Source organism: Streptomyces sp. GL_148, assembly GCF_057834205.1.
In genome coordinates this window covers 1,858,148-1,879,023 of the sequence record NZ_CM174396.1, presented here as the reverse complement: position 1 = coordinate 1,879,023, position 20,876 = coordinate 1,858,148, and the positions used below count along the sequence as shown (strand labels likewise).

General features: G+C 72.5%; 17 protein-coding genes. 13 read left to right on the top strand and 4 right to left on the bottom strand.

Going from position 1 to position 20,876, the window contains the following annotated elements; all coding sequences use genetic code 11:
* The first annotated feature begins 118 nt into the window (after nt 1-118).
* From AC3IYI_RS08595 to AC3IYI_RS08585, 3 genes are read left to right on the top strand one after another with little or no spacing between them, the layout of a single operon-like run.
* Entirely contained in the window at nt 119-1,162 is a 1,044-nt protein-coding gene (locus AC3IYI_RS08595) for a FecCD family ABC transporter permease (protein ID WP_489411477.1), read from the top strand.
* The gene (locus AC3IYI_RS08590; protein WP_489409612.1) at nt 1,159-2,235 is read left to right on the top strand and encodes a FecCD family ABC transporter permease; all 1,077 of its coding nucleotides are present in this window, start codon (nt 1,159-1,161) and stop codon (nt 2,233-2,235) included. The genes AC3IYI_RS08595 and AC3IYI_RS08590 overlap by 4 nt, the downstream gene beginning before the upstream one ends.
* On the top strand, nt 2,232-3,086 hold the full coding sequence (locus AC3IYI_RS08585; protein WP_489409611.1) for an ABC transporter ATP-binding protein: 855 nt from the start codon (nt 2,232-2,234) through the stop codon (nt 3,084-3,086). Before AC3IYI_RS08590 ends, AC3IYI_RS08585 begins: the two co-directional genes overlap by 4 nt.
* 143 nt (nt 3,087-3,229) lie before the next feature.
* Here the strand turns inward: AC3IYI_RS08585 and AC3IYI_RS08580 are convergent, their stop codons facing one another.
* Nucleotides 3,230-3,577 carry an SCP2 sterol-binding domain-containing protein gene (locus AC3IYI_RS08580; protein ID WP_489409610.1) on the bottom strand — a complete coding sequence of 116 codons (348 nt, stop codon included), beginning with the start codon at nt 3,575-3,577 and terminating at the stop codon, nt 3,230-3,232.
* A 66-nt stretch (nt 3,578-3,643) separates the two neighbouring features.
* Between AC3IYI_RS08580 and AC3IYI_RS08575 the strand changes: the two genes are divergently transcribed.
* The 5 genes from AC3IYI_RS08575 (at nt 3,644) to AC3IYI_RS08555 (ending at nt 8,914) form a co-directional block, all read left to right on the top strand.
* Nucleotides 3,644-3,904, top strand: coding sequence for a hypothetical protein (locus tag AC3IYI_RS08575; protein WP_489409609.1), 261 nt, complete (start codon nt 3,644-3,646; stop codon nt 3,902-3,904).
* Nucleotides 3,905-3,911: 7 nt separating this feature from the next.
* Entirely contained in the window at nt 3,912-4,727 is an 816-nt protein-coding gene (locus AC3IYI_RS08570) for a TlyA family RNA methyltransferase (RefSeq protein ID WP_489409608.1), read from the top strand.
* A gap of 92 nt (nt 4,728-4,819) precedes the next feature.
* Nucleotides 4,820-5,701 (top strand): NAD kinase, encoded by an 882-nt coding sequence (locus tag AC3IYI_RS08565; RefSeq protein ID WP_489411476.1) that lies wholly within the window; start codon nt 4,820-4,822, stop codon nt 5,699-5,701.
* Nucleotides 5,702-5,907: 206 nt separating this feature from the next.
* Complete coding sequence (recN, locus tag AC3IYI_RS08560; RefSeq protein ID WP_489411475.1) at nt 5,908-7,635, top strand: DNA repair protein RecN; 1,728 nt, start codon at nt 5,908-5,910, stop codon at nt 7,633-7,635.
* Between the two features lie 196 nt (nt 7,636-7,831).
* Nucleotides 7,832-8,914: a glycosyltransferase family 4 protein gene (locus AC3IYI_RS08555; RefSeq protein WP_489409607.1), complete on the top strand. Its 1,083-nt coding sequence runs from the start codon at nt 7,832-7,834 to the stop codon at nt 8,912-8,914.
* A 635-nt stretch (nt 8,915-9,549) separates the two neighbouring features.
* On the opposite strand, the gene AC3IYI_RS08550 is transcribed toward AC3IYI_RS08555, so the two are convergent.
* Nucleotides 9,550-11,172: a PucR family transcriptional regulator gene (locus AC3IYI_RS08550; protein WP_489409606.1), complete on the bottom strand. Its 1,623-nt coding sequence runs from the start codon at nt 11,170-11,172 to the stop codon at nt 9,550-9,552.
* 181 nt (nt 11,173-11,353) lie between these two features.
* Between AC3IYI_RS08550 and AC3IYI_RS08545 the strand changes: the two genes are divergently transcribed.
* On the top strand, nt 11,354-12,886 hold the full coding sequence (locus AC3IYI_RS08545) for an APC family permease (RefSeq protein WP_489409605.1): 1,533 nt from the start codon (nt 11,354-11,356) through the stop codon (nt 12,884-12,886).
* Between the two features lie 15 nt (nt 12,887-12,901).
* Nucleotides 12,902-14,536, top strand: coding sequence for a flavin monoamine oxidase family protein (locus tag AC3IYI_RS08540; protein ID WP_489409604.1), 1,635 nt, complete (start codon nt 12,902-12,904; stop codon nt 14,534-14,536).
* 3 nt (nt 14,537-14,539) lie between these two features.
* Here the strand turns inward: AC3IYI_RS08540 and AC3IYI_RS08535 are convergent, their stop codons facing one another.
* Together AC3IYI_RS08535 and AC3IYI_RS08530 are read right to left on the bottom strand one after the other, a co-directional pair.
* Nucleotides 14,540-15,922, bottom strand: a complete 1,383-nt coding sequence (locus tag AC3IYI_RS08535) for an FAD-binding protein (RefSeq protein WP_489409603.1) — start codon at nt 15,920-15,922, stop codon at nt 14,540-14,542.
* Between the two features lie 60 nt (nt 15,923-15,982).
* Nucleotides 15,983-17,788 (bottom strand): glycoside hydrolase family 15 protein, encoded by a 1,806-nt coding sequence (locus AC3IYI_RS08530; RefSeq protein WP_489409602.1) that lies wholly within the window; start codon nt 17,786-17,788, stop codon nt 15,983-15,985.
* 211 nt (nt 17,789-17,999) lie between these two features.
* Here AC3IYI_RS08530 and AC3IYI_RS08525 point away from each other — a divergent pair, with 211 nt between their 5' ends.
* From AC3IYI_RS08525 to AC3IYI_RS08515, 3 genes are all read left to right on the top strand, one after another.
* Entirely contained in the window at nt 18,000-18,134 is a 135-nt protein-coding gene (locus AC3IYI_RS08525; RefSeq protein ID WP_489409601.1) for a hypothetical protein, read from the top strand.
* Between the two features lie 149 nt (nt 18,135-18,283).
* On the top strand, nt 18,284-19,936 hold the full coding sequence (gene pyrG, locus AC3IYI_RS08520) for a CTP synthase (RefSeq protein WP_489409600.1): 1,653 nt from the start codon (nt 18,284-18,286) through the stop codon (nt 19,934-19,936).
* Nucleotides 19,937-20,015: 79 nt separating this feature from the next.
* Complete coding sequence (locus tag AC3IYI_RS08515; protein WP_489409599.1) at nt 20,016-20,648, top strand: NUDIX domain-containing protein; 633 nt, start codon at nt 20,016-20,018, stop codon at nt 20,646-20,648.
* Nucleotides 20,649-20,876 lie beyond the last annotated feature (228 nt).

Genomic DNA, 20,876 nt, shown 5'->3' with positions numbered 1-20,876 from the left:
GCGGGTTTCGCCGGGTCCTGGCAGGTCAGGGCCGGTCGGGGCCTGGTCCGAGGACCCGGCGGGAGGGCCGTTCGGGGGACCCGGGCAAGGGGGAAGGTAGGTTAGCCTAACTTTCGTGTTGGTCGAGAGTCCCCCCGAACCGAGCGCGGCGCCGGCCGCTGCCACCCGCTCGCGCCACGGTGCGCGAGCCGCCGGTCTGCTCGCCGCCTTCGGCGTGCTCGCGCTGATCGTGGTGGCGAGCATCGCCGTCGGCGCCAAGCAGATGCCCCTCCACGAGGTCTGGCACGGCCTGTTCCACTACTCGGGGACGACCTCCGACGTCGTCGTGCGGGACCTGCGGGTCCCGCGCACCCTCCTCGGCGTCCTCGTCGGCCTCGGCCTCGGACTGTCCGGCGCCGTGATGCAGGCCCTGACCCGCAACCCGCTGGCCGAGCCGGGCAACCTCGGCGTCAACGCGGGAGCCGCGGCGGCCGTCGTATCGGCCATCAGCTTCTTCGGGGCGTCCTCGCTCAGCGAGTTCGTGTGGTGGGCCTTCCTGGGCGCCGCCGTCGTCTCCGTGGCCGTGTACGTGCTCGGCGGCAGCCGCAGCGCCACGCCCGTGCGCTTGGCCCTCGCCGGTACGGCGGCCACCGCCGCCCTCGTCGGGTACATCAACGCCGTGCAGCTGATGGACAGCAAGGCGCTGGACAAGCTCCGCTTCTGGACGGTGGGCTCGCTGGCCTCCGCGAACATGGAGACCGTCCGGCAAGTGGCACCCTTCCTGCTGGTCGGCGCCGTCCTCGCGCTCAGCCTGGGCCGGCCGCTCAACGCCATGGCCATGGGTGACGACACCGCGCGGGCGCTCGGCGCGCACCTGACGCGGACCCGGATCGGCGCGATGATCGCCATCACCCTGCTGTGCGGGGCCGCGACCGCCGCCTGCGGGCCGATCGTCTTCGTCGGCCTGATGATCCCGCACCTCGTGCGGTTCTTCACCGGCCCGGACATGCGCTGGGTGCTCGCGTACTCGGCCGTCTTCTCGCCCGTCCTGCTGCTCGGCGCCGACGTCATCGGCCGGGTCGTCACCCGGCCCGCCGAACTCCAGGTCGGCATCGTCACGGCGCTCATCGGCGGACCCGTCTTCATCTACCTCGTCCGGCGCAAGAGGATGGCCCAGCTGTGACAGTGACCGACGCACGCGGCAAGGCGCGCGGGGGCCGGACCGGGCCCCGGCCGGTGCACCTGCCCGGCGGGATATCGCTGCGGGTGGAGCGGCGCGCGCTCGGCGTGGGGGCGCTGCTCCTCGTGCTCACGCTGGCGATGGCCGTCCTGCTCATCGGCACCGGCGACTTCGACATCGCCCCCTGGGACGTCGTACAGACCCTGCTGGGCAACGGCACGCCCGCGCACGAGTTCATCGTCAACGACCTGCGGCTGCCGCGGGTCCTGGTCGGCGTCCTGGTGGGCGCCGCCCTCGGGATGGCCGGAGCCGTCTTCCAGTCCGTCTCGCGCAACCCGCTCGGCTCGCCGGACGTGCTCGGCTTCGGCTATGGATCGGCCGTCGGCGCGCTGCTGGTCATCGTGCTGTTCCACGGCGGCGCCGGCGAGGTGGCCGTCGGGGCCCTCGTGGGCGGGCTGGTGGCCGGAATCGCCGTGTACCTGCTCGCGTACAAGCAGGGCGTCCACGGCTACCGGCTGGTCCTCGTCGGCATCGGCGCCTCCGCGATGCTCACCGCCGTCATCCAGTACCTGCTGACGAAGGCGCAGCTCGTCGAGGCCACGCGCGCGATGGTCTGGCTGACCGGCTCGCTGGCCGGCCGGGACTGGGCGCAGGTCTGGCCGCTGCTCGCGACCTGCGCGGTGCTGTTTCCGCTGGTCCTCGGCCAGAGCCGGGCCCTGCGGATGATCGAGATGGGCGACGACGCGGCGTACGCCGTCGGGGTGCGGGTGGAGCGGACCCGGCTGCTGCTGATGGTGGCGGCGATCCTGCTCACCACCGCGGCCAGCGCCGGGGCCGGACCGATCAGCTTCGTCGCGCTGGCCGCGCCGCAGCTCGCGCGCCGGCTGACCCGCTCGCCCGGGGCGAGCCTGCTGACCGGCGCGCTGATGGGCGCCCTCCTCCTGCTGGTGTCCGACTGGGCCTCGCAGCGGGCCTTCGGCGCCGACCAGTTGCCGGTGGGGGTGGTGACCGGCCTGGTCGGCGGCTGCTACGTGCTCTGGCTGCTCGTCACCGAGCGCAAGGCGGGCCGCATATGAGGAACCAGAGGGGCCAGAGGGGCATGAGTAACCAGAGGAGCAGGCAAGTGCAGCGGCTGACCGCGGAGAACGTGACCCTCGGCTACGACCAGCGGGTCATCGCCGAGAACCTGTCGGTGGAGATCCCCGACCACTCCTTCACCGTGATCGTCGGGCCGAATGCCTGCGGCAAGTCCACGCTGCTGCGGGCCCTTTCGCGGATGCTGAAGCCGACGGTGGGGCGGGTGCTGCTGGACGGGCAGGCCATCGGGTCGATGCCGGCGAAGAAGGTCGCCAAGACACTGGGGCTGCTGCCGCAGTCCTCGATCGCCCCGGACGGGATCACGGTGTCGGACCTGGTTTCCCGGGGCCGCTATCCGCACCAGGGGCTGCTGCGGCAGTGGTCGGGCGAGGACGAGCGGATCGTGGGGGAGTCGATGGCCTCCACCGGGGTTGCCGAGCTCGCGGACCGGGCGGTGGACGAGCTCTCGGGCGGGCAGCGCCAGCGGGTGTGGATCGCGATGGCGCTGGCGCAGCAGACGCCGCTGCTGCTGCTGGACGAGCCGACGACCTACCTGGACATCCAGCACCAGATAGAGGTGCTGAACCTCTGCGCGGAGCTCCACGAGGAGCAGGGGCGGACGCTGGTCGCGGTGCTGCACGATCTGAACCACGCGGCGCGCTACGCCACCCACCTGATCGCGATGCGGGACGGGAAGGTCGTGGCGGAGGGGCCGCCGGCCGAGGTGGTCACGGCGGAGCTGGTGGAGCGGGTGTTCGGGCTGCGGTGCCAAGTCATTTCGGACCCGGAGACGGGGACGCCGCTGGTGATTCCCGCGGCGCGAGCCCGTTCGGTGGCTCGCGCCGAGTAGTCGCGGATGCGGCCGCGTTGCCGGGGGCCAGCCCCCGGACCCCTGCTCCTCAAACGCCGGAGGGGCTGAAAGATCGGGGCTCCGCCCCGGACCCCGCGCCTCAAACGCCGGCGGGGCTGATTTTGGCTGAGGGCCGGATTCCGCTAGAGCAGGCTCTTGAGGCGGAGGAGGTCGCGGAAGCCTGCTTCCAGGCGGATGCGGCCCGAGGCCCAGGCCTTGGGGAACTTCAGGTCGCCGGCGACCAGGGCGAGCAGATCGTCGCCGGTCATCGCGAGCCGGATCTCGGCCTTGGCGGACGGCGGGCCGGGGGCCACCGCGTCCACGCGGATCCGGCCTCCGTCGAGGCGGCCCGTGAAGGTCCGCTCCAGGTCGGTGATGTGGCAGCTCAGCGAGCGGTCGAGCGCGGTCGCACCGCGCACGTCGCCTTCTGCCCGCGCCAGGTTGTCGGAGAGTTGGTCGAGTGCCGCACGGCACTCCTCGATCGTAGCCATCGTGGTCCCGACCGTACCGCAGAGCCGTGCGTGGTCACGGGCGCCCTACGCGGTAGCGTCGGGGGCATGAGCGAAGAAGTGCCCGACGCGGCCCAGGAACCGCACGAAGCCCCGGCCGCGCCCGCCGGGCCGGCCGCGCTGGGCGTCGTACGCACCCCCACCGGGCACGCCGGAGCGGACGCCGCGCTGGAGCGGCTGGCGGACGTGGACCACCTCCCGGCGGACGGACACGTCGAGGTGTACGAGGATGTGCACAGGGGGCTGCGCTCCGCGCTGACCGCGCTGGACGCGACCGAAGGCCCCCGTCCGCACGAAAACAGGAGCTGAACCGATCGTGGCAGGAGTGGCACGCCGCCGCCTGGACGCCGAACTGGTACGCCGCAGCATGGCCCGCTCGCGCGAGCACGCCGCGCAGCTGATCGCCGCCGGCCGGGTGACCGTGGGCGGCAACACGGCGACGAAGCCGGCCACCCAGGTCGAGACCAGCGCGGCCCTCGTCGTCCTCAAGGACGACAGCGACCCCGACTACGTCTCCCGGGGCGGACACAAGCTGGCGGGGGCCCTCGCGGCCTTCCAGCCCCAGGGGCTGCGGGTGGAGGGCCGCCGGGCGCTGGACGCGGGCGCCTCGACCGGCGGGTTCACCGACGTGCTGCTGCGCGCCGGGGTGGACCACGTGATGGCCGTCGACGTCGGCTACGGGCAGCTCGCCTGGTCCCTGCAGAGCGACGACCGGGTCACCGTGAAGGACCGCACCAACGTGCGCGAACTGACGGTGGAGCTGATCGACGGGGTGCCCGTGGACCTGGTCGTCGGTGATCTGTCCTTCATCTCCATCGGGCTGGTGCTGCCCGCGCTCGTACGCTGCTGCGCGCCCGACGCGGATCTGGTGCTGATGGTCAAGCCGCAGTTCGAGGTCGGCAAGGACCGGCTCGGCAGTGGTGGCGTGGTGCGCAGTACGGAGCTGCGCGCCGAGGCCGTGCGGGACGTCGCGGCGCAGGCGTGGAAGCTGGGCCTGGGCGTGCTCGGGGTGACCGCGAGCCCGCTCCCGGGCCCCTCGGGCAACGTCGAGTATTTTCTGTGGCTGAGGGCGGGGGCACCGGTACTCGACCCGGCGGATGTTGACCGTGCAGTGGCGGAGGGGCCGCAGTGAGTGATCTTTCGGGGGACCCGGCACAGCCGGGGAAGTCAGGGACGTCAGGAAACTCAGGAAACTCGGGGAAGCCGGGGAAGCGGACCGTCTTCCTGCTCGCGCACACCGGGCGGCCGGCGGCCATCCGCAGCGCCGAGCTGGTGGTGCAGGGTCTGCTGCGCAGCGGGCTGGGCGTACGGGTGCTGCGGCACGAGGCGGTGGACCTGCCGCTGCCTCCCGAGGTGGAGTTGGTGGCCGAGTCCGAGTGCACCCCGGAGGTGCTCGACGGGTGCGAGCTGCTGATCGTGCTGGGCGGCGACGGGACGCTGCTGCGCGGCGCGGAGTTCGCGCGCGGCTCGGGGGTGCCGATGCTCGGCGTCAACCTGGGCCGGGTCGGCTTCCTCGCGGAGGCGGAACGGGACGACCTGGACAAGGTCGTGGACCGGGTCGTGACGCGGGATTACGAGGTCGAGGAGCGGATGACCCTCGATGTGATCGTGCGGACCAACGGGGACGTGGTGCACCGGGACTGGGCGCTGAACGAGGCGGCCGTCCAGAAGGTGTCCCCGGAGCGGATGCTGGAGGTGGTCCTGGAGATCGACGGACGCCCGGTGTCCGGCTTCGGCTGCGACGGGATCGTCTGCGCGACGCCGACGGGCTCGACGGCGTACGCCTTCTCGGCCGGCGGGCCGGTGGTCTGGCCGGAGGTGGAGGCGCTGCTGATGGTGCCGATCAGCGCGCACGCGCTGTTCGCGAAGCCGCTGGTGACCTCGCCGGACTCGGTGCTGGCCGTGGAGGTGCAGACCGGGACCCCGCACGGGGTGCTGTGGTGCGACGGGCGGCGGACGGTGGAGCTGCCGTCCGGGGCCCGCGTGGAGGTCCGGCGGGGGGCGGTGCCGGTGCGGCTCGCCCGGCTGCACCACGCGTCGTTCACCGACCGGCTCGTCGCGAAGTTCGCGCTGCCGGTTTCGGGATGGCGCGGGGCACCGCACTAGGGCCTGTCGTCAAACTCCTGTCGTCGCCCGAGGCAGACAGGAGTTTGACGACAGGCCCTAGGCCGCGGGTGGGGGCGCAGTACCGGCTCCGTACGGGTTCTGTGCACCGCGCGTACGTAAATAGCATGATTGTTCGAGCCGGTTCGGGCGGGTGACGTCACATGGCACCCATGAAACCTCGGTATCGTCGTCCCGTGCTTGAGGAGATGCGGATACGGTCGCTCGGGGTCATCGACGACGCTGTGGTCGAGCTGTCACCCGGTTTCACCGCGGTGACCGGCGAGACCGGCGCGGGCAAGACCATGGTCGTCACCAGCCTCGGGCTGTTGCTCGGCGGGCGCGCCGACCCCGCCCTGGTGCGGATCGGGGCCAAGGCGGCGGTCGTCGAAGGGCGCATCGTCATGCGCCCCGACGCCCCCGCGGCGCTGCGCGCCGAGGAGGCCGGCGCCGAGCTCGACGACGGCGCGCTGCTGATCAGCCGGACCGTTTCCGCCGAGGGGCGCTCGCGCGCCCACGTCGGCGGCCGCTCCGTGCCCGTCGGCCTGCTCGCCGAACTCGCCGACGACCTCGTCGCCGTCCACGGCCAGACCGACCAGCAGGGACTGCTCCGGCCCGCCCGGCAGCGCCAGGCCCTCGACCGGTACGCGGGCGACGCCGTCGCCGTCCCGCTGGAGAAGTACGCCGCCGCCCACCGCAGGCTGCGCGCCGTCGCCGGAGAGCTGGAGGAGATCACCACCCGGGCCCGGGAACGCGCCCAGGAGGCCGATCTGCTGCGCTTCGGGCTCGACGAGATCGCCGCCGTGGAACCGCTCTCGGGCGAGGACACCGAGCTGGCGGCGGAGGCGGAGCGCCTCGGGCACGCCGAATCCCTGTCCTCGGCCGCCCAGGTCGCGCACGCGGCCCTCGCCGGCAACGTCGAGGACCCGGAGGGCGTCGACGCGGGCGCGCTCGTCGCCGGGGCGCACCGCGCACTGGAATCCGTACGCTCCCACGACCCGGCGCTCGCCGCGCTCGCCGAGCGGATCGGGGAACTGGGCATCCTGCTCGGGGACGTGGCCGGGGAACTCGCCGGGTACGCGGACGACTTGGACGCCGATCCGCTGCGGCTGGCGGCCGTGGAGGAGCGGCGGGCGGCGCTGACCCAGCTGATCCGGAAGTACGGATCCACCGAGAACGGCGTGGACTCCGTCCTGGAGTGGGCCGAACGGGGCTCCGTACGGCTGCTGGAGCTGGACGGCGACGACGAGCGGATCGACGAGCTGACCGCCGAGCGTGACGGGCTGCGGCTGGAACTCTCCGCACTGGCCCAGGCGTTGACCGACGCACGGAACGAGGCGGCGACCCGCTTCGCGTCCGCGGTCACCGAAGAGCTGGCTTCCCTGGCGATGCCGCACGCGCGGGTCACCATCGACGTCCGGCAGACCGAGGACCCCGAGGGGGTCGAGGTCGGCGGCCGGCTCGTCGCGTACGGCCCCTCGGGCGTCGACGAGGTCGAACTGCTGCTGGCCCCGCACCCCGGCGCCCAGCCGCGGCCGATCGCCAAGGGCGCCTCGGGCGGTGAGCTGTCCCGGGTGATGCTCGCCGTCGAGGTCGTCTTCGCGGGCTCCGACCCGGTGCCCACGTACCTCTTCGACGAGGTCGACGCGGGCGTCGGCGGCAAGGCGGCCGTGGAGGTCGGACGGCGGCTCGCGAAGCTGGCCAAGTCGGCGCAGGTGGTGGTCGTGACGCACCTGCCGCAGGTGGCGGCCTTCGCGGACCGGCAGCTGCTGGTCGAGAAGACCAGCGACGGGTCCGTGACCCGCAGTGGCGTCACCGTCCTGGAGGGCGAGGCCCGGATCCGCGAGCTGTCGCGGATGCTGGCCGGCCACGAGGACTCGGCGTCGGCGCGGGCGCACGCGGAGGAGCTGCTCGCGGCGGCCCGGAGCCCGGAGTAGGGCTGCTTCCCGCTGTCTTCGGTGTCGGCAGGGTCATCGGGCTGACGTCCGGCTAGCCCGTGTGGGTGAGGATCGGGGGGTCCGGGCGGTAACTCACACGGGATCCGCACCCGTATGGTCCCGGAACGCGCGTGCGGACTGGCATTCTGGGCGACGTCCCTGCCTTCCTCCCTCCCTCACCCAGGAGCTTCGGCCCGTGAGCAGCTCCCCGGTCCCGGTCCCCGTCCTTCGCACCGTCCAAGTACTCGGCGGCGCCGGCGGTGGTGCGCACGTGCGGTCGCTGGCCACCGGGCTCGCCGCGCGCGGCGTACGGGTCACCGTGTGCGCGCCCGTCGAGGCGGAGGGGGAGTACGACTTCACCGGCGCCGGCGCGCGGTTCACCCCGGACGCGGTGAGCGCGCTGCGCGCCGCCTGCGTCGAGGCCGACGTGGTGCACGCGCACGGCGTACGGGCCGGCATGCGCGCGGCGCTGGCCCTGCGCGGGCGGCGGGTCCCCCTGGTCGTGAGCTGGCACGGCGGCGGCCCCGGCAGCGGCCGCCTGAGCCTGCTGCTCGAACGGCACGTCGCGCGGGCCGCGGCGATCGTCCTCGGCGCCTCCTCGGCGCAGGTGGACCTGGCCCGGCTGCGGGGGGCGCGGGACGCGCGGCTGGCGGCGGTGGCGGTGCCTTCGGGGACCTCCGGGCCGTCCGGTGCTTCGGATGCTCCGGACCCGGGGAAGGTGCGGGCGGAACTCGGCGCGGTCGAGCGGCCGTTGCTGATCGCGGTCGGGAGTCTGGTGCCGCGGCGCGGGTACTCCGTCCTGCTGGACGCGGCGCGGGAGTGGCGGACGCTGGACCCGGTGCCGCTGCTGGTGATCGCGGGCGAGGGCCCGATGCGGGCGGAGCTCGCGCGGCGCATCCAGGCGGAGCAGCTGCCGGTACGGCTGCTCGGGCGGCGGCGGGATGCCGCGCGGCTGCTGGCGGCGGCCGATGTCGCGGTGCTGCCGAGCCGGTGGGAGGCGCGGTCGCCACTCGCGCAGGAGGCTCTGCGGATGGGCGTGCCGTTGGTGGCGACGGCGGTGGGCGGGGTGCCGGAGCTGGTGGGGTCGGCGGGCGTGCTGGTGCCCTACGGGGAGGCGGGGGCGCTGGCCGCTGCCGTAGCCGGGCTGCTGGCCGATCCCGCGCGGCGCGGCGCGCTCGCGGCGGCCGGGCGGGCTCAGGCCCTGACGTGGCCGTCGGAGGACGACACCGTGGCACAGGTCCTGTCGGTCTACGACGAACTGACGTCGCGCCGACGGTAGCCCTGGCCAGGCGCGGAGCCCGTGTCGGTTGCGGCGGCGTGCCGCCGAGCGTGCCGCTGCGCGGCGCCGAGTCCCCTACCCGCCCTTCGCCCGTTCCCCGGAGCTCCGCCCCGGACCCGTTGCCACGTGCGGCGCCGTTGCCGGGGACCAGTCCCCGGACCCCTGCGCCTCAAACGCCGGCGGGGCTGGATTGGTCGGCGTCGGCCTGCCTGTGCGGCGCCGTTGCCGGGGACCAGTTCCCGGACCCCTGCGCCTCAAACGCCGGCGGGGCTGGATTTTGGCCGGCGTCGGCCTGGTCGCCGTGCGGCGAATCCCAGCCTCGCCGGCGTTTGAGGCGCGGGGTCTGGGGCGGAGCCCCCTGGGGGTCCCCCCGGACGGAGTCTGGGGGATGGGTCCGGGCGGAGCCCGGCTGGGGGTCGCCCCGGACGGAGTCTGGGGGATGGTGGAAGGGCGGCTAGGGGACTTCGCCCCGCAGGGCCGACCACCTGCACCCGCCCGCCGGGCCCGCGCAGGGACGGCGGTGGCGAGCACCCCGACCGGCCACCGACGGACGGAGTCCGGCGCAGCGGCGCGAAGCCCGGGAGGCCCGCCAGGGCCGAGTGGTGCGAGGGGTGCGTCAGGGAAGGTGCCGCGCGTTAAGAAGGTGTGGTGTGGCGGCGGGCGCGGAGGGCCAGGCTCAGGGAGAGGACGGTTTCCGGGTCGTCCAGGTCCGCGCCCAGGAGCTCGGAGATGCGGGCCAGGCGGTTGTACAGGGTCTGGCGGTTCAGGTGGAGCTCGCGCGCGGTCTCCGCCTTGCGGCCCGCGTGGGCCAGGTACGTCTCCAGGGTGGGCAGGAGCGGCGGGCGGGACTGGGTGTCGTGGACGCGCAGGGCGCCGATCGCGCGGTCCACGAAGGCCGCCAGGTCGGGGTGTTCGCGAAGGCGCCACAGGAGCAGGTCGATGTCGAGGCGACGGGCGTCGTACCAGGGCCGGGAGGGCAGCCCGGCCGCGGCGGTGGCCGTCTCCGCCGCGTGGCGCAGGCCCGCCGAGGCCGCCGCCCAGCTTCCGCAGACGCCGACGACCACCGCGGGCGCGGCCCCCGCACGGTCCAGGCCCGCCCGCTCCACGCCGGCCCGCAGCGCCGCCGCGACCCGGTCGGCGACCGTCGTGCGCTCGGCGTCGGAGCGGAGGGAGACGAGGAGGGGGACCCGGCCCTCGACCGGGCGGACGCCGAGGAGCACCGGGACGCCCACCGAGGCGAGTTCCTCCAGGACGGCCCGGGCCAGGACCGCCCAGTTCCCTGACGGGGCCAGGTCCGATGACAGCCGCATGACGATGGGCAGGAGCGGCCCGGCGCCCGGTTTGAAGCCCAGGACGCGGGCCTGGGCGGGGGCGTCCTCCGCGGAGATCCGCCCCTCCGCCAGGTCGGTGAGGAAGTCGCCGCGGCCGCGCGCCGCCAGCTCGTCCTCCTGCCGGGCCTGCATCAGCACGACGGCCAGTACGCCGGCCGTCCGTTCCGCCGCCATCCGGTGCACGGGCAGCAGGGGGGCGGACACCCCCAGCAGGACCAGTCGGGCCCGCACCGAGCCCGTGCCGCGGCCGCCGCCCGGGACGTCGACGACCACGGCGTTGCCGGACGGCTCGGCCGGGCGCTGGCCCCGTAGGCCCTCCCAGACCTGGAGCGGGTCCGCCGCGGCCTCCCCGGCGACCGGGCCCGCCGCGTACAGCAACTGGCCGTCGGGGGTTTCCAGGAAGACCGGGTTCGCCGTGAAGTCCGCCAGGATGTGGAGGACTTGGGGGATCCCGCCGCCGTCGAGCAGGGCTTCCGTGCAGCGCCGGTGGACTTCCTCGGCTCGCTGGAGCAGGGCGTAGTGCCCGTTGACGATCTCGGTGTGGACCTCCTCCGTGACCGTCACGAAGGGGACCTCCCGGTGCAGCTGGACCAGGGGGAGGCCGACCGCCCGCGCCGTCTCCACCAGGGTCGCCGGGAGCCGGGTGAAGCGGGGCCCCAGTTCGACGACCAGGGCGGCGATGCCGCGGTCCGCGAGGCGGCGTACGAAGGCGCGCTGCTCGGCGGGGCGGGTGCCGAGGCCGAGGCCGGTGGTCAGCAGCAGTTCGCCGCCCTTGAGCAGGGAGGCGATGTTGGGGACCTCGCCGGCGTGCACCCAGCGCACGGTCCGGCCGAGCCGGTCGGCGCAGGCCATCACCTCCGGGAGCCCGCCGCGCAGCCCCGGCAGCTCAAGTGCCCGCTGAACCGTGATCCCGCCCTGATTGTCCATATGGCGGACGCTACCGGGGCTCTTGTTCCGTGCACATCACCGAGCGGTTACGGGGTCCCATCTACCCCCGTCCGGCCCGACAACTCGTCGCCCCGTGAAGGAGATTATCGGACTGCATGCCGATTGTGGCGTACGTCACGCGGGGAGAGAGTGAGCGCCCTCACGACAGGAACGAGGAGCCATGAGCACGGATAGCAGCACCGGCGGCGGCGCACCCCAGGTCCAACGGCTGAAAGCCAATTCGGTGGGCCTGGTCGGTGTCGTCTTCATGGCCGTCGCCACCGCCGCCCCCATCACCGCGATGACCGGCAACCTTCCCATCGCCGTCGGCTTCGGAAACGGCATCGGCGCTCCCGCCGGATACCTGTTCGCGACCGCCGTCCTGACCGTCTTCGCCGTCGGCTACGTGGCCATGGCCAAGCGGATCACCGCCGCCGGAGCCTTCTACGGATACATCTCGCACGGCCTCGGCCGGATCGCCGGCATGGCCTCCGGCATGCTCGCGGTCCTCGCCTACATCGTCTTCGAGGCCTCGATCGTCGGCGTCTTCTCCTACTTCACCAAGACCACCGTCCACGACCAGCTCGGCATCGACCTGCCCTGGATCGTCTACGCGGTCGCCATGCTCGCGATCACCGCCGCCCTCGCGCACTTCGACATCAACCTCACGGCCAAGGCCCTGGGCGTGATGCTCATCGCCGAGATCGCCGTGCTCTTCGCCGTCGCCACCGCCGTACTGATCGCGGGCGGCGGCCCCGACGGCATCCCGGTCGAACCCCTGAACCCCAAGAACGCCTTCACCGGCACCTCCGCCGGACTCGGCCTCTTCTTCGCCTTCTGGTCCTGGGTCGGCTTCGAGTCCACCGCCATGTACGGGGAGGAGTCCAAGAACCCGAAGAAGGTCATCCCCAAGGCCACCCTGATCTCCGTCGTCGGCGTCGGCCTCTTCTACATCTACGTCTCCTGGATGACCATCGCGGGCAACGGACTCACCAAGTCCGTGGAGCTCTCCGCCTCCGCCAGCCCGCTCGACCTGTTCTTCGCCCCCACCCAGACCTTCATCGGCGCCTGGGCCGTCGACGCCTTCCAGTGGCTGCTGCTCACCGGCTCCTTCGCCTGCGGCATGGCCTTCCACCAGTGCGCCGCCCGCTACCTCTACGCCATCGGCCGCGAGGGCTTCCTGCACCCGGCCCTGGGCCGTACGCACGCCAAGCACGGCTCCCCGTACATCTCCTCCATGGTGCAGACGGCCATCGCCACCGGCCTGGTCGCGCTGTTCTGGCTGACCGGGCAGGACCCGTACATCCACCTGTACACGCTGCTCGCGATCCTCGGCACCATGGCGATCCTCATCGTCCAGACCCTGTGCTCCTTCGCGGTGATCGGCTACTTCCGCAAGAACCACCCCGAGGACCGGCACTGGTTCCGCACCTTCACGGCCCCGCTGATCGGCGGCATCGCCATGGCCGCCGTGGTCGTCCTGCTGCTGGTCAACATGAAGACGGCGGCCGGGCTGGCCGCCGACTCGTTCTTCTTCACCCTGATCCCGTGGATCGTCGGGGTCGTCTTCTTCGGCGGGCTCGGCCTCGGCCTGTGGCTGAAGTTCAAGGCCCCCGCCCGCTACGAGATCATCGGCCGCGTCGTCCTGGAGGACGCCGCCGAGCGCACCGACGAGTCCACCGATGAGCCCTCCCCGTCCGCCGCGAACGTCTGAGAAGGAGCCACCGCCATGGCCCGTACGCCACTGATGCACGCGCTCCGTCAGTTCGCCGAGGAACACGCCGCCGCCCGCCGGCTCGGCCTGCCCGTCGCCGAGGTCCGCGGCTCCTCCCGCCGCCAGCTCCTGGCACGCGCCGCCGCGCTCGGACTCGGCACCGCCGTCGCCTCGGCCGCCGCCCCGGCGCTCGCCCACGCCGTGGAGACCACCCCCGACAAGAAGCCGGTCACCCCCGCCCGCGTCGCCATCGTCGGCGCCGGCATCTCGGGGCTGACCGCCGCCCTCACCCTCAAGGACGCGGGGGTCCCCTTCACCCTCTACGAGGCCAACCCGAGCCGCGTAGGCGGCCGGATGTGGACCCAGCGCTCCCTGTGGGCCTACGGGCAGACCTCCGAGATCGGCGGCGAGCTGATCGACACCAGCCACAAGAAGATCCTCGAGCTCTGCCGCCGCTTCAACCTCCCCGTCGAGGACTTCCTCGGCGGCGGCCCCAACGGGGCGGAGGAGGTCCTCTGGTTCAACGGGACCTACTACCCGCGCGAGCACGCCGACGAGGACTTCAACGCCGTCTACCAGGCGCTGCACCGCGACCTCCAGGAGTCCGGCGAGGTCGCGTGGAACTCCTCGACCCCGGCCGGCACGGCCCTCGACAACATGACCATCCACGAGTGGATCGAGACCAGGATCCCCGGCGGACACGGCTCCCAGCTCGGCCGCTTCATCGACGTGGCGTACAACGTCGAGTACGGGGCCGACACCGATCAGCAGTCCGCCCTCGCGCTGGTCCTGCTGATGGGCTACCAGCCCAACCCGGGCAACTTCAACGTCTGGGGCCTGTCCAACGAGCGCTACCACATCACCGGCGGCAACGACCAGCTGCCGAACGCCATCGCCCAGGCCCTGCCCGCCGGTTCGCTTCTCATGGGCCGCGAGCTGGTCGCCGTACGCGTCTCCGCCGACGGCACCCAGACGCTGACCTTCAACGACGCGGGAGCCACCCGGACGGTCGTCGCCGACCACACGATCCTGTGCCTGCCGCTGCCGATCCTCCAGCGGATCGACATCACCGGCGCCGGCTTCGACCCGCTGATGACGAACCTCCTGCGCGACGCCCGCATGGGCTACTGCACCAAGCTCAACATGCAGTTCACCAGCCGCCCCTGGCGCGGCACCGGCCCCTGGCCGGGGGTCTCCGCCGGGGACTGCTTCACCGACAGCGAGGTCCAGCAGACCTGGGACACCACCAAGGTCCAGCCGGGCAACGGCGGCATCCTGCTCCAGTACGGCGGCGGCACCCTGGCCGCCGCGATCACCCCGGCGACCCCCTTCGCCACCGACTCCGACCCCTACGTACGCGCCCTCGCGGGCCGGATGCTCACCGGGATCGACGCCTTCTTCCCCGGCACCAAGGCGGCCTGGAACGGCAAGGCGCAGATATCGGCCTGGCACCGCAACCCGTACGCGCTCGGCGCGTACTCGTACTGGCCGACCGGCTACCTGCACAAGTACGCCAAGTACGAGGGCACCGCACAGGGCCGGATCCACATCGGCGGAGAGCACTGCAGCTACGACTTCCAGGGCTTCATGGAAGGCGGGGCGACCGAGGGGGAGCGGGCGGCGAAGGAGGTGATCACCGCCCTGACGTAAGCCTCAGGCGGGCGTGATGTTGTGGTTGAAGCGGAAGACGTTGTCCGGGTCGTACTCCCGCTTCAACCGGCCCAGCCGCCGCATGTTCTCGGGGCCGAGACCGGCCACCACCCGGTCTCCGCCTTCGTCACCGGTGAAGTTGAGGTAGACCGCGCCCGTGCTCCACGGCTGGACGTCGGCGCGGACGTCCTTGACCCACTGGCGGCAGCGGTCGTCGTCGGCCGGGTCCTCCCAGGCGCCGAACGGGTGCACCGCCCAGGGCGCGTCGCGGAACGACACCGGGTAGTCGGCCGGGCCCTCGGCGATCGCGCCGCCCTGGGGCCACAGCACGTGCTGGGTGCCGCTCGGCACCGGCATCGAGTCCGCGCGGGCGCAGAACACGTCCACCAACGCGTCGGGCACCCCGGTCAGATACTCCGCCGACCAGTAGTTCCGCATGCCCGGCGGATCGTCGAGCATGCACTGGAGGTCCGGGTAGGGGATGGCGGTCACCATCTCCACCTCGTGCGGGATCGCCAGCAGCGGCGCCACGAGCCTGCGCAGCGCCTCCTCGGGGCCCGCATAGGTGACCAGCGCGCCCGCCAGCAGCGCGCCCACCAGGTGCGGCGGGACGAACTCCTCGGGCGGGCCGGTCAGGTAGATGGCGCCGCCGCCGGCCTCGCGCGGCCCGTCCTCCATGAGGTCCCGGTACGCACGGACCATCTCGGGCCCGTGCTCCGGCAGGTACAGCAGCAACGCGAGGGACATGACCGGCAGCTCGTGGAGCCGCAGGGTCAGCGAGGTCGCGATGCCGAAGTTGCCGCCGCCGCCGTGCAGCCCCCAGAACAGCTCGGGGTGGTCCTCCGCGGTCGCCGTCACCATCTCCCCGTCGGCCGTCACCAGGTCCACGGCGAGCAGGTTGTCCACCGCCAGGCCGAACTTGCGGTCCAGCCACCCGGTGCCGCCGCCCAGCACGAAGCCGCCCACCCCGGTGGTGGAGACGCGGCCGCCGGTGGTCGCCAGTGCGTACCGCTCGCAGGCCCGGTCCAGATGGCTCATCGTGGCGCCGCCCTCGACGCGGACGGACGAGGCCCGGGGATGGACCGTCACCTCCTGCATGCGGCGCAGGTCCACGACCACGCCGCCGTCGTTCAGGGACATCCCGGCCACGCTGTGGCCGCCGCCGCGCACCGCGATCGGCAGGTCGAGCCGCCGTGCGAAACGCACGGCGGTCACCACGTCCACCGGACTCTCGCACTGCGCGATGACGGCCGGCCGGCGGTCGATCATCCCGTTGTAGAGGCTGCGGGCCTCGTCGTACCCCGGATCGTCCGGGACCAGGACGGCGCCGGACAGGTCCTCGCGGAGCTCGGCAAGCGCCGTGCCCGCCTTCGAGAGGGGAGCCATGGCTACCCCCTTCCGGGAGAGGCGGAAGGTGCGGAAGGGCGAACGCCCCCTCCAGGTTAGTCAGCCTCCGTACGCCCCGCTCGCCGTCAGCCGCAGGGCCGTGTCGATCAGGGGGACGTGGCTGAAGGCCTGGGGGAAGTTCCCGACCTGGCGCTGGAGCTTCGGATCCCATTCCTCCGCCAGCAGGCCCAGGTCGTTGCGGAGCGCGAGCAGCTTCTCGAAGAGGCGGCGGGCCTCGTCGACCCGGCCGATCATCGCCAGGTCGTCCGCCATCCAGAACGAGCACGCCAGGAAGGCCCCCTCGTCGCCCTCCAGACCGTCCACGCCCGCCTCCTCACCCGACGTCGGGTAGCGCAGGATGAAGCCGTCCGGGGTCGACAGCTCGCGCTGGATCGCCTCGATCGTGCCGATCACCCGCTTGTCGTCCGGCGGCAGGAAGCCCATCTGCGGGATCAGCAGGAGGGACGCGTCCAGCTCCTTGGACCCGTAGGACTGCGTGAAGGTGTTGCGTTCCTTGTCGTAGCCCTTCTCGCAGACGTCCTGGTGGATCTCGTCGCGCAGCTCCCGCCACCGCTCCAGCGGCCCGTCCGCGTCCCCGCTCTCGATCAGCTTGATCGTGCGGTCCACGGCCACCCACGCCATCACCTTCGAGTGCACGAAGTGCCGGCGCGGGCCGCGCACCTCCCAGATGCCCTCGTCGGGCTGGTCCCAGTGGGTCTCCAGGTAGCGGATCAGCTTGAGCTGGAGCAGCGAGGCGTAGTCGTTGCGCGCCAGGCCGGTCATGTGGCCCAGGTGCAGGGCCTCGGTGACCTCCCCGTACACGTCGAGCTGCAGCTGGCCCGCGGCGCCGTTGCCGACCCGGACCGGCCGGGAGTTCTCGTACCCGGGCAGCCAGTCGAGCTCGGTCTCGCCGAGCTCCCGCTCGCCCGCGATCCCGTACATGATCTGCAGGTTCTCCGGGTCGCCGGCCACCGCCCGCAGCAGCCACTCGCGCCAGGCGCGGGCCTCCTCGCGGTACCCGGTGCGCAGCAGCGAGGACAGGGTGATGGCGGCGTCGCGGAGCCAGGTGTAGCGGTAGTCCCAGTTGCGGACCCCGCCGATCTCCTCCGGGAGGGAGGTGGTGGGCGCGGCGACGATCCCGCCCGTGGGGGCGTAGGTGAGCGCCTTGAGGGTGATCAGGGAGCGGATCACCGCCTCCCGGTAGGGGCCGTGGTACGTGCACTGCTCGACCCAGTCGCGCCAGAAGTCGGTGGTGGCCTCCAGGGCCTCCTCGGCCTCGGGCGGCTGCGGCGGCTCCTTGTGCGAGGGCTGCCAGCTGATGCAGAAGGCCATCCGGTCGCCCGGCCCGACGGTGAAGTCGGAGTACGTGGTCAGGTCCTTGCCGTAGGTCTGGGCCTCGGTGTCCAGCCAGACGGAGTCGGGGCCCGCGACGGCCACGGTCCGGTCGTCGACCCGGTGCACCCAGGGCACCACCCGGCCGTAGCTGAAGCGCATGCGCAGCGCGGAGCGCATGGGGACGCGCCCGCTGATGCCCTCCACGATGCGGATGAGCTGCGGTGCGTGGTCCTCGCGGGGCGGCATGAAGTCGATCACGCGGACCGTGCCGCGCGGGGTGTCCCACTCGGATTCCAGGACCAGCGAGTCGCCGCGGTAGCGGCGCCGGGTGGCACGCGGGGCCTCGCCGTCGGCCGGGAACGCCGGGCCGATCCGCCAGAACCCGTGTTCCTCGGTGCCGAGAATGCTCGCGAAGACGGCATGGGAATCGAAACGTGGCAGGCACAGCCAGTCCACCGCCCCGTCCCGGCAGACCAAAGCCGCGGTCTGCATGTCGCCGATCAGTGCGTAATCCTCGATGCGCCCGGACACGTTGCATCTCCAGTCGAACAGCCACGTCCGCCCCGAAGGGCGCTTGCATTGCGCGATGCCGCGGATTCTCCGGTGATGTGGATGGCCGCGTCCAGCCCATGATTCCGGAACCGGACGGGTTACGCCGTTCGCGGGGCCGCTCGGCGGGGATGTGATCGAGATCCGAGCAGGACAAGACGGCACCCTAGTGATCCCCGTCAGCTTGGGGACAATGAGTTCGGCCGAACGGGTGAGCGGCGGCGATACCGCCGTGACCGACCCCGCGGACGCCCCGGCGGACGCCCCGGCGGAGGCCCCGGCGGAGGCCCCCGCCGCGTGGCCGGAGGCGGACCGGCCCGGGCGCTGATAGGCTGGTATCCCGTGGACCGGTGGTCTGCCTGTGCGAATCAGGAGCCCCGAAACCGCAGCTTCGGCGCCCCCTGAGACCTTCCGGTTCGATGGTGGCCGGCGCCGAACGCACCTCACCTTCGCGACCACGGGAGCCCCCTCTTGGCGATGCCGCCCAAATCCATGACGACCAAGCACATCTTCGTCACCGGGGGTGTCGCTTCCTCCCTCGGCAAGGGCCTGACGGCCTCCAGCCTGGGTGCGCTGCTGAAGGCGCGCGGTCTTCGGGTCACGATGCAGAAGCTCGACCCGTACCTGAACGTCGACCCCGGCACGATGAACCCGTTCCAGCACGGCGAGGTGTTCGTCACCAACGACGGCGCCGAGACCGACCTGGACATCGGTCACTACGAGCGCTTCCTCGACGTCGACCTCGACGGCTCGGCCAACGTCACCACCGGCCAGGTCTACTCGCAGGTCATCGCCAAGGAGCGGCGCGGCGAGTACCTCGGTGACACCGTGCAGGTCATCCCGCACATCACCAACGAGATCAAGCACCGCATCCGGCGCATGGCGACCGACGACGTCGACGTCGTCATCACCGAGGTCGGCGGCACCGTCGGAGACATCGAGTCGCTTCCGTTCCTGGAGACCGTCCGCCAGGTCCGCCACGAGGTCGGCCGCGACAACGTCTTCGTCGTGCACATCTCGCTGCTGCCCTACATCGGCCCCTCCGGCGAGCTGAAGACCAAGCCGACCCAGCACTCGGTCGCGGCGCTGCGCAACATCGGCATCCAGCCCGACGCCATCGTGCTGCGCGCCGACCGCGAGGTCCCGACCTCCATCAAGCGCAAGATCTCGCTGATGTGCGACGTCGACGAGGAGGCCGTGGTCGCCGCGATCGACGCCAAGTCGATCTACGACATCCCCAAGGTGCTGCACACCGAGGGCCTGGACGCGTACGTCGTGCGCAAGCTCGACCTGCCCTTCCGCGACGTCAACTGGACCGTCTGGGAGGACCTGCTGGACCGGGTCCACAACCCCGACCACGAGGTCAAGGTCGCGCTCGTCGGCAAGTACATCGACCTGCCGGACGCCTACCTGTCGGTGACCGAGGCGCTGCGCGCCGGCGGCTTCGCCAACAAGGCCCGCGTCGAGATCAAGTGGGTCACCTCCGACGACTGCAAGACCCCGGCCGGTGCCGCTGCGGTGCTCGGCGACGTGGACGCGATCTGCGTCCCCGGCGGCTTCGGCGACCGCGGTGTCAACGGCAAGGTCGGCGCTATCACCTACGCCCGCGAGAACAAGATCCCGCTGCTCGGTCTGTGCCTGGGTCTGCAGTGCGTGGTCATCGAGGCCGCGCGCAACCTGGCGGGCATCGAGGACGCGAACTCCACCGAGTTCGACGCCTCCACCCCGAACCCGGTGATCTCCACGATGGAGGAGCAGCTGGCCTTCGTCGAGGGCGCGGGCGACCTGGGCGGCACCATGCGCCTGGGCATGTACCCGGCGAAGCTCGCCGAGGGATCCATCGTGCGCGAGGTCTACGGCGACCAGGCGTACGTGGACGAGCGCCACCGCCACCGCTACGAGGTCAACAACGCCTACCGCGGCGAGCTGGAGAAGAAGGCCGGTCTGGTCTTCTCCGGCACCTCCCCGGACAACAAGCTCGTCGAGTACGTCGAGTACCCGCGCGAGGTCCACCCCTACCTGGTGGCCACCCAGGCCCACCCGGAGCTGCGCTCGCGCCCGACGCGCCCGCACCCGCTGTTCGCGGGTCTGGTCAAGGCGGCCGTGGAGCGGCAGCAGGCCGCGAAGTAGCCGCACGACCGCATAACGTTGGCAGCCGGGGTACGGAGATCCGTACCCCGGCTGTCGCGCGTTGTGGAGGGCTTCGGGCATGGAGATCAAGGACACGGCGGAATCCTGGGAGACGGTGTCGGCACAGCGGCCGTTCCAGGGCGCGAAGACGGCGGTGGCCTCCGACGAGGTGCGGATGCCGGACGGGACCGTGGCCCGCCGCGACTACCAGGTGCACCCCGGGTCGGTGTGCGTGCTCGCCCTGGACGACGAGGGACGGGTGCTGGTGCTGAGCCAGTACCGCCACCCGGTGCGGCGGCGGCTGTGGGAGCTTCCGGCGGGCCTGCTGGACATCGTGGGGGAGAACCCGTTGCACGGGGCGCAGCGGGAACTGCAGGAGGAGGCGCACGTCAAGGCCGAGGACTGGCGGGTGCTGGCCGACTTCTACGCGTCCCCCGGCGGCTCGGACGAGGCGATCCGGATCTTCCTGGCCCGGGGGGTCGCCGTCGCGGACGGCGAACGCTATGCGGAGTCCGGCTCGGAGGAGGCGGACATGGAGCTGGCCTGGGTGCCGCTGCCCGAGCTGGTACGGGGCGTCCTGGCGGGCGAGCTGGGCAATCCCGGGCTCGTGACGGGAGTCCTGGCGTTGTCGGCCGCCCTCGCCGCCGACCCGTCCCTGTCCTCGCTCCGCCCGGCGGACGCCTCCTGGCAGGCCCGGCCGTACGAGGCGTAGCCCTGGCGTGTCCGTGTCCGCCGTGCGGCGCCGTTGCCGGGGACCAGTCCCCGGGCCCCTGCGCCTCAAACGCCGGCGGGGCTGGGTTTTGGCTGGCGTCGTGGCTGGCTGCGGGGGCCGGTGCCGGGGGCGGGGTGGGGTGTCGGCCTGGACTGCATGATTTAGGCGCCCTGGCCTGTGCCTTCGACAGTGATGCCGCGTAGTGCGCCACAAATCACGCTTTACGTC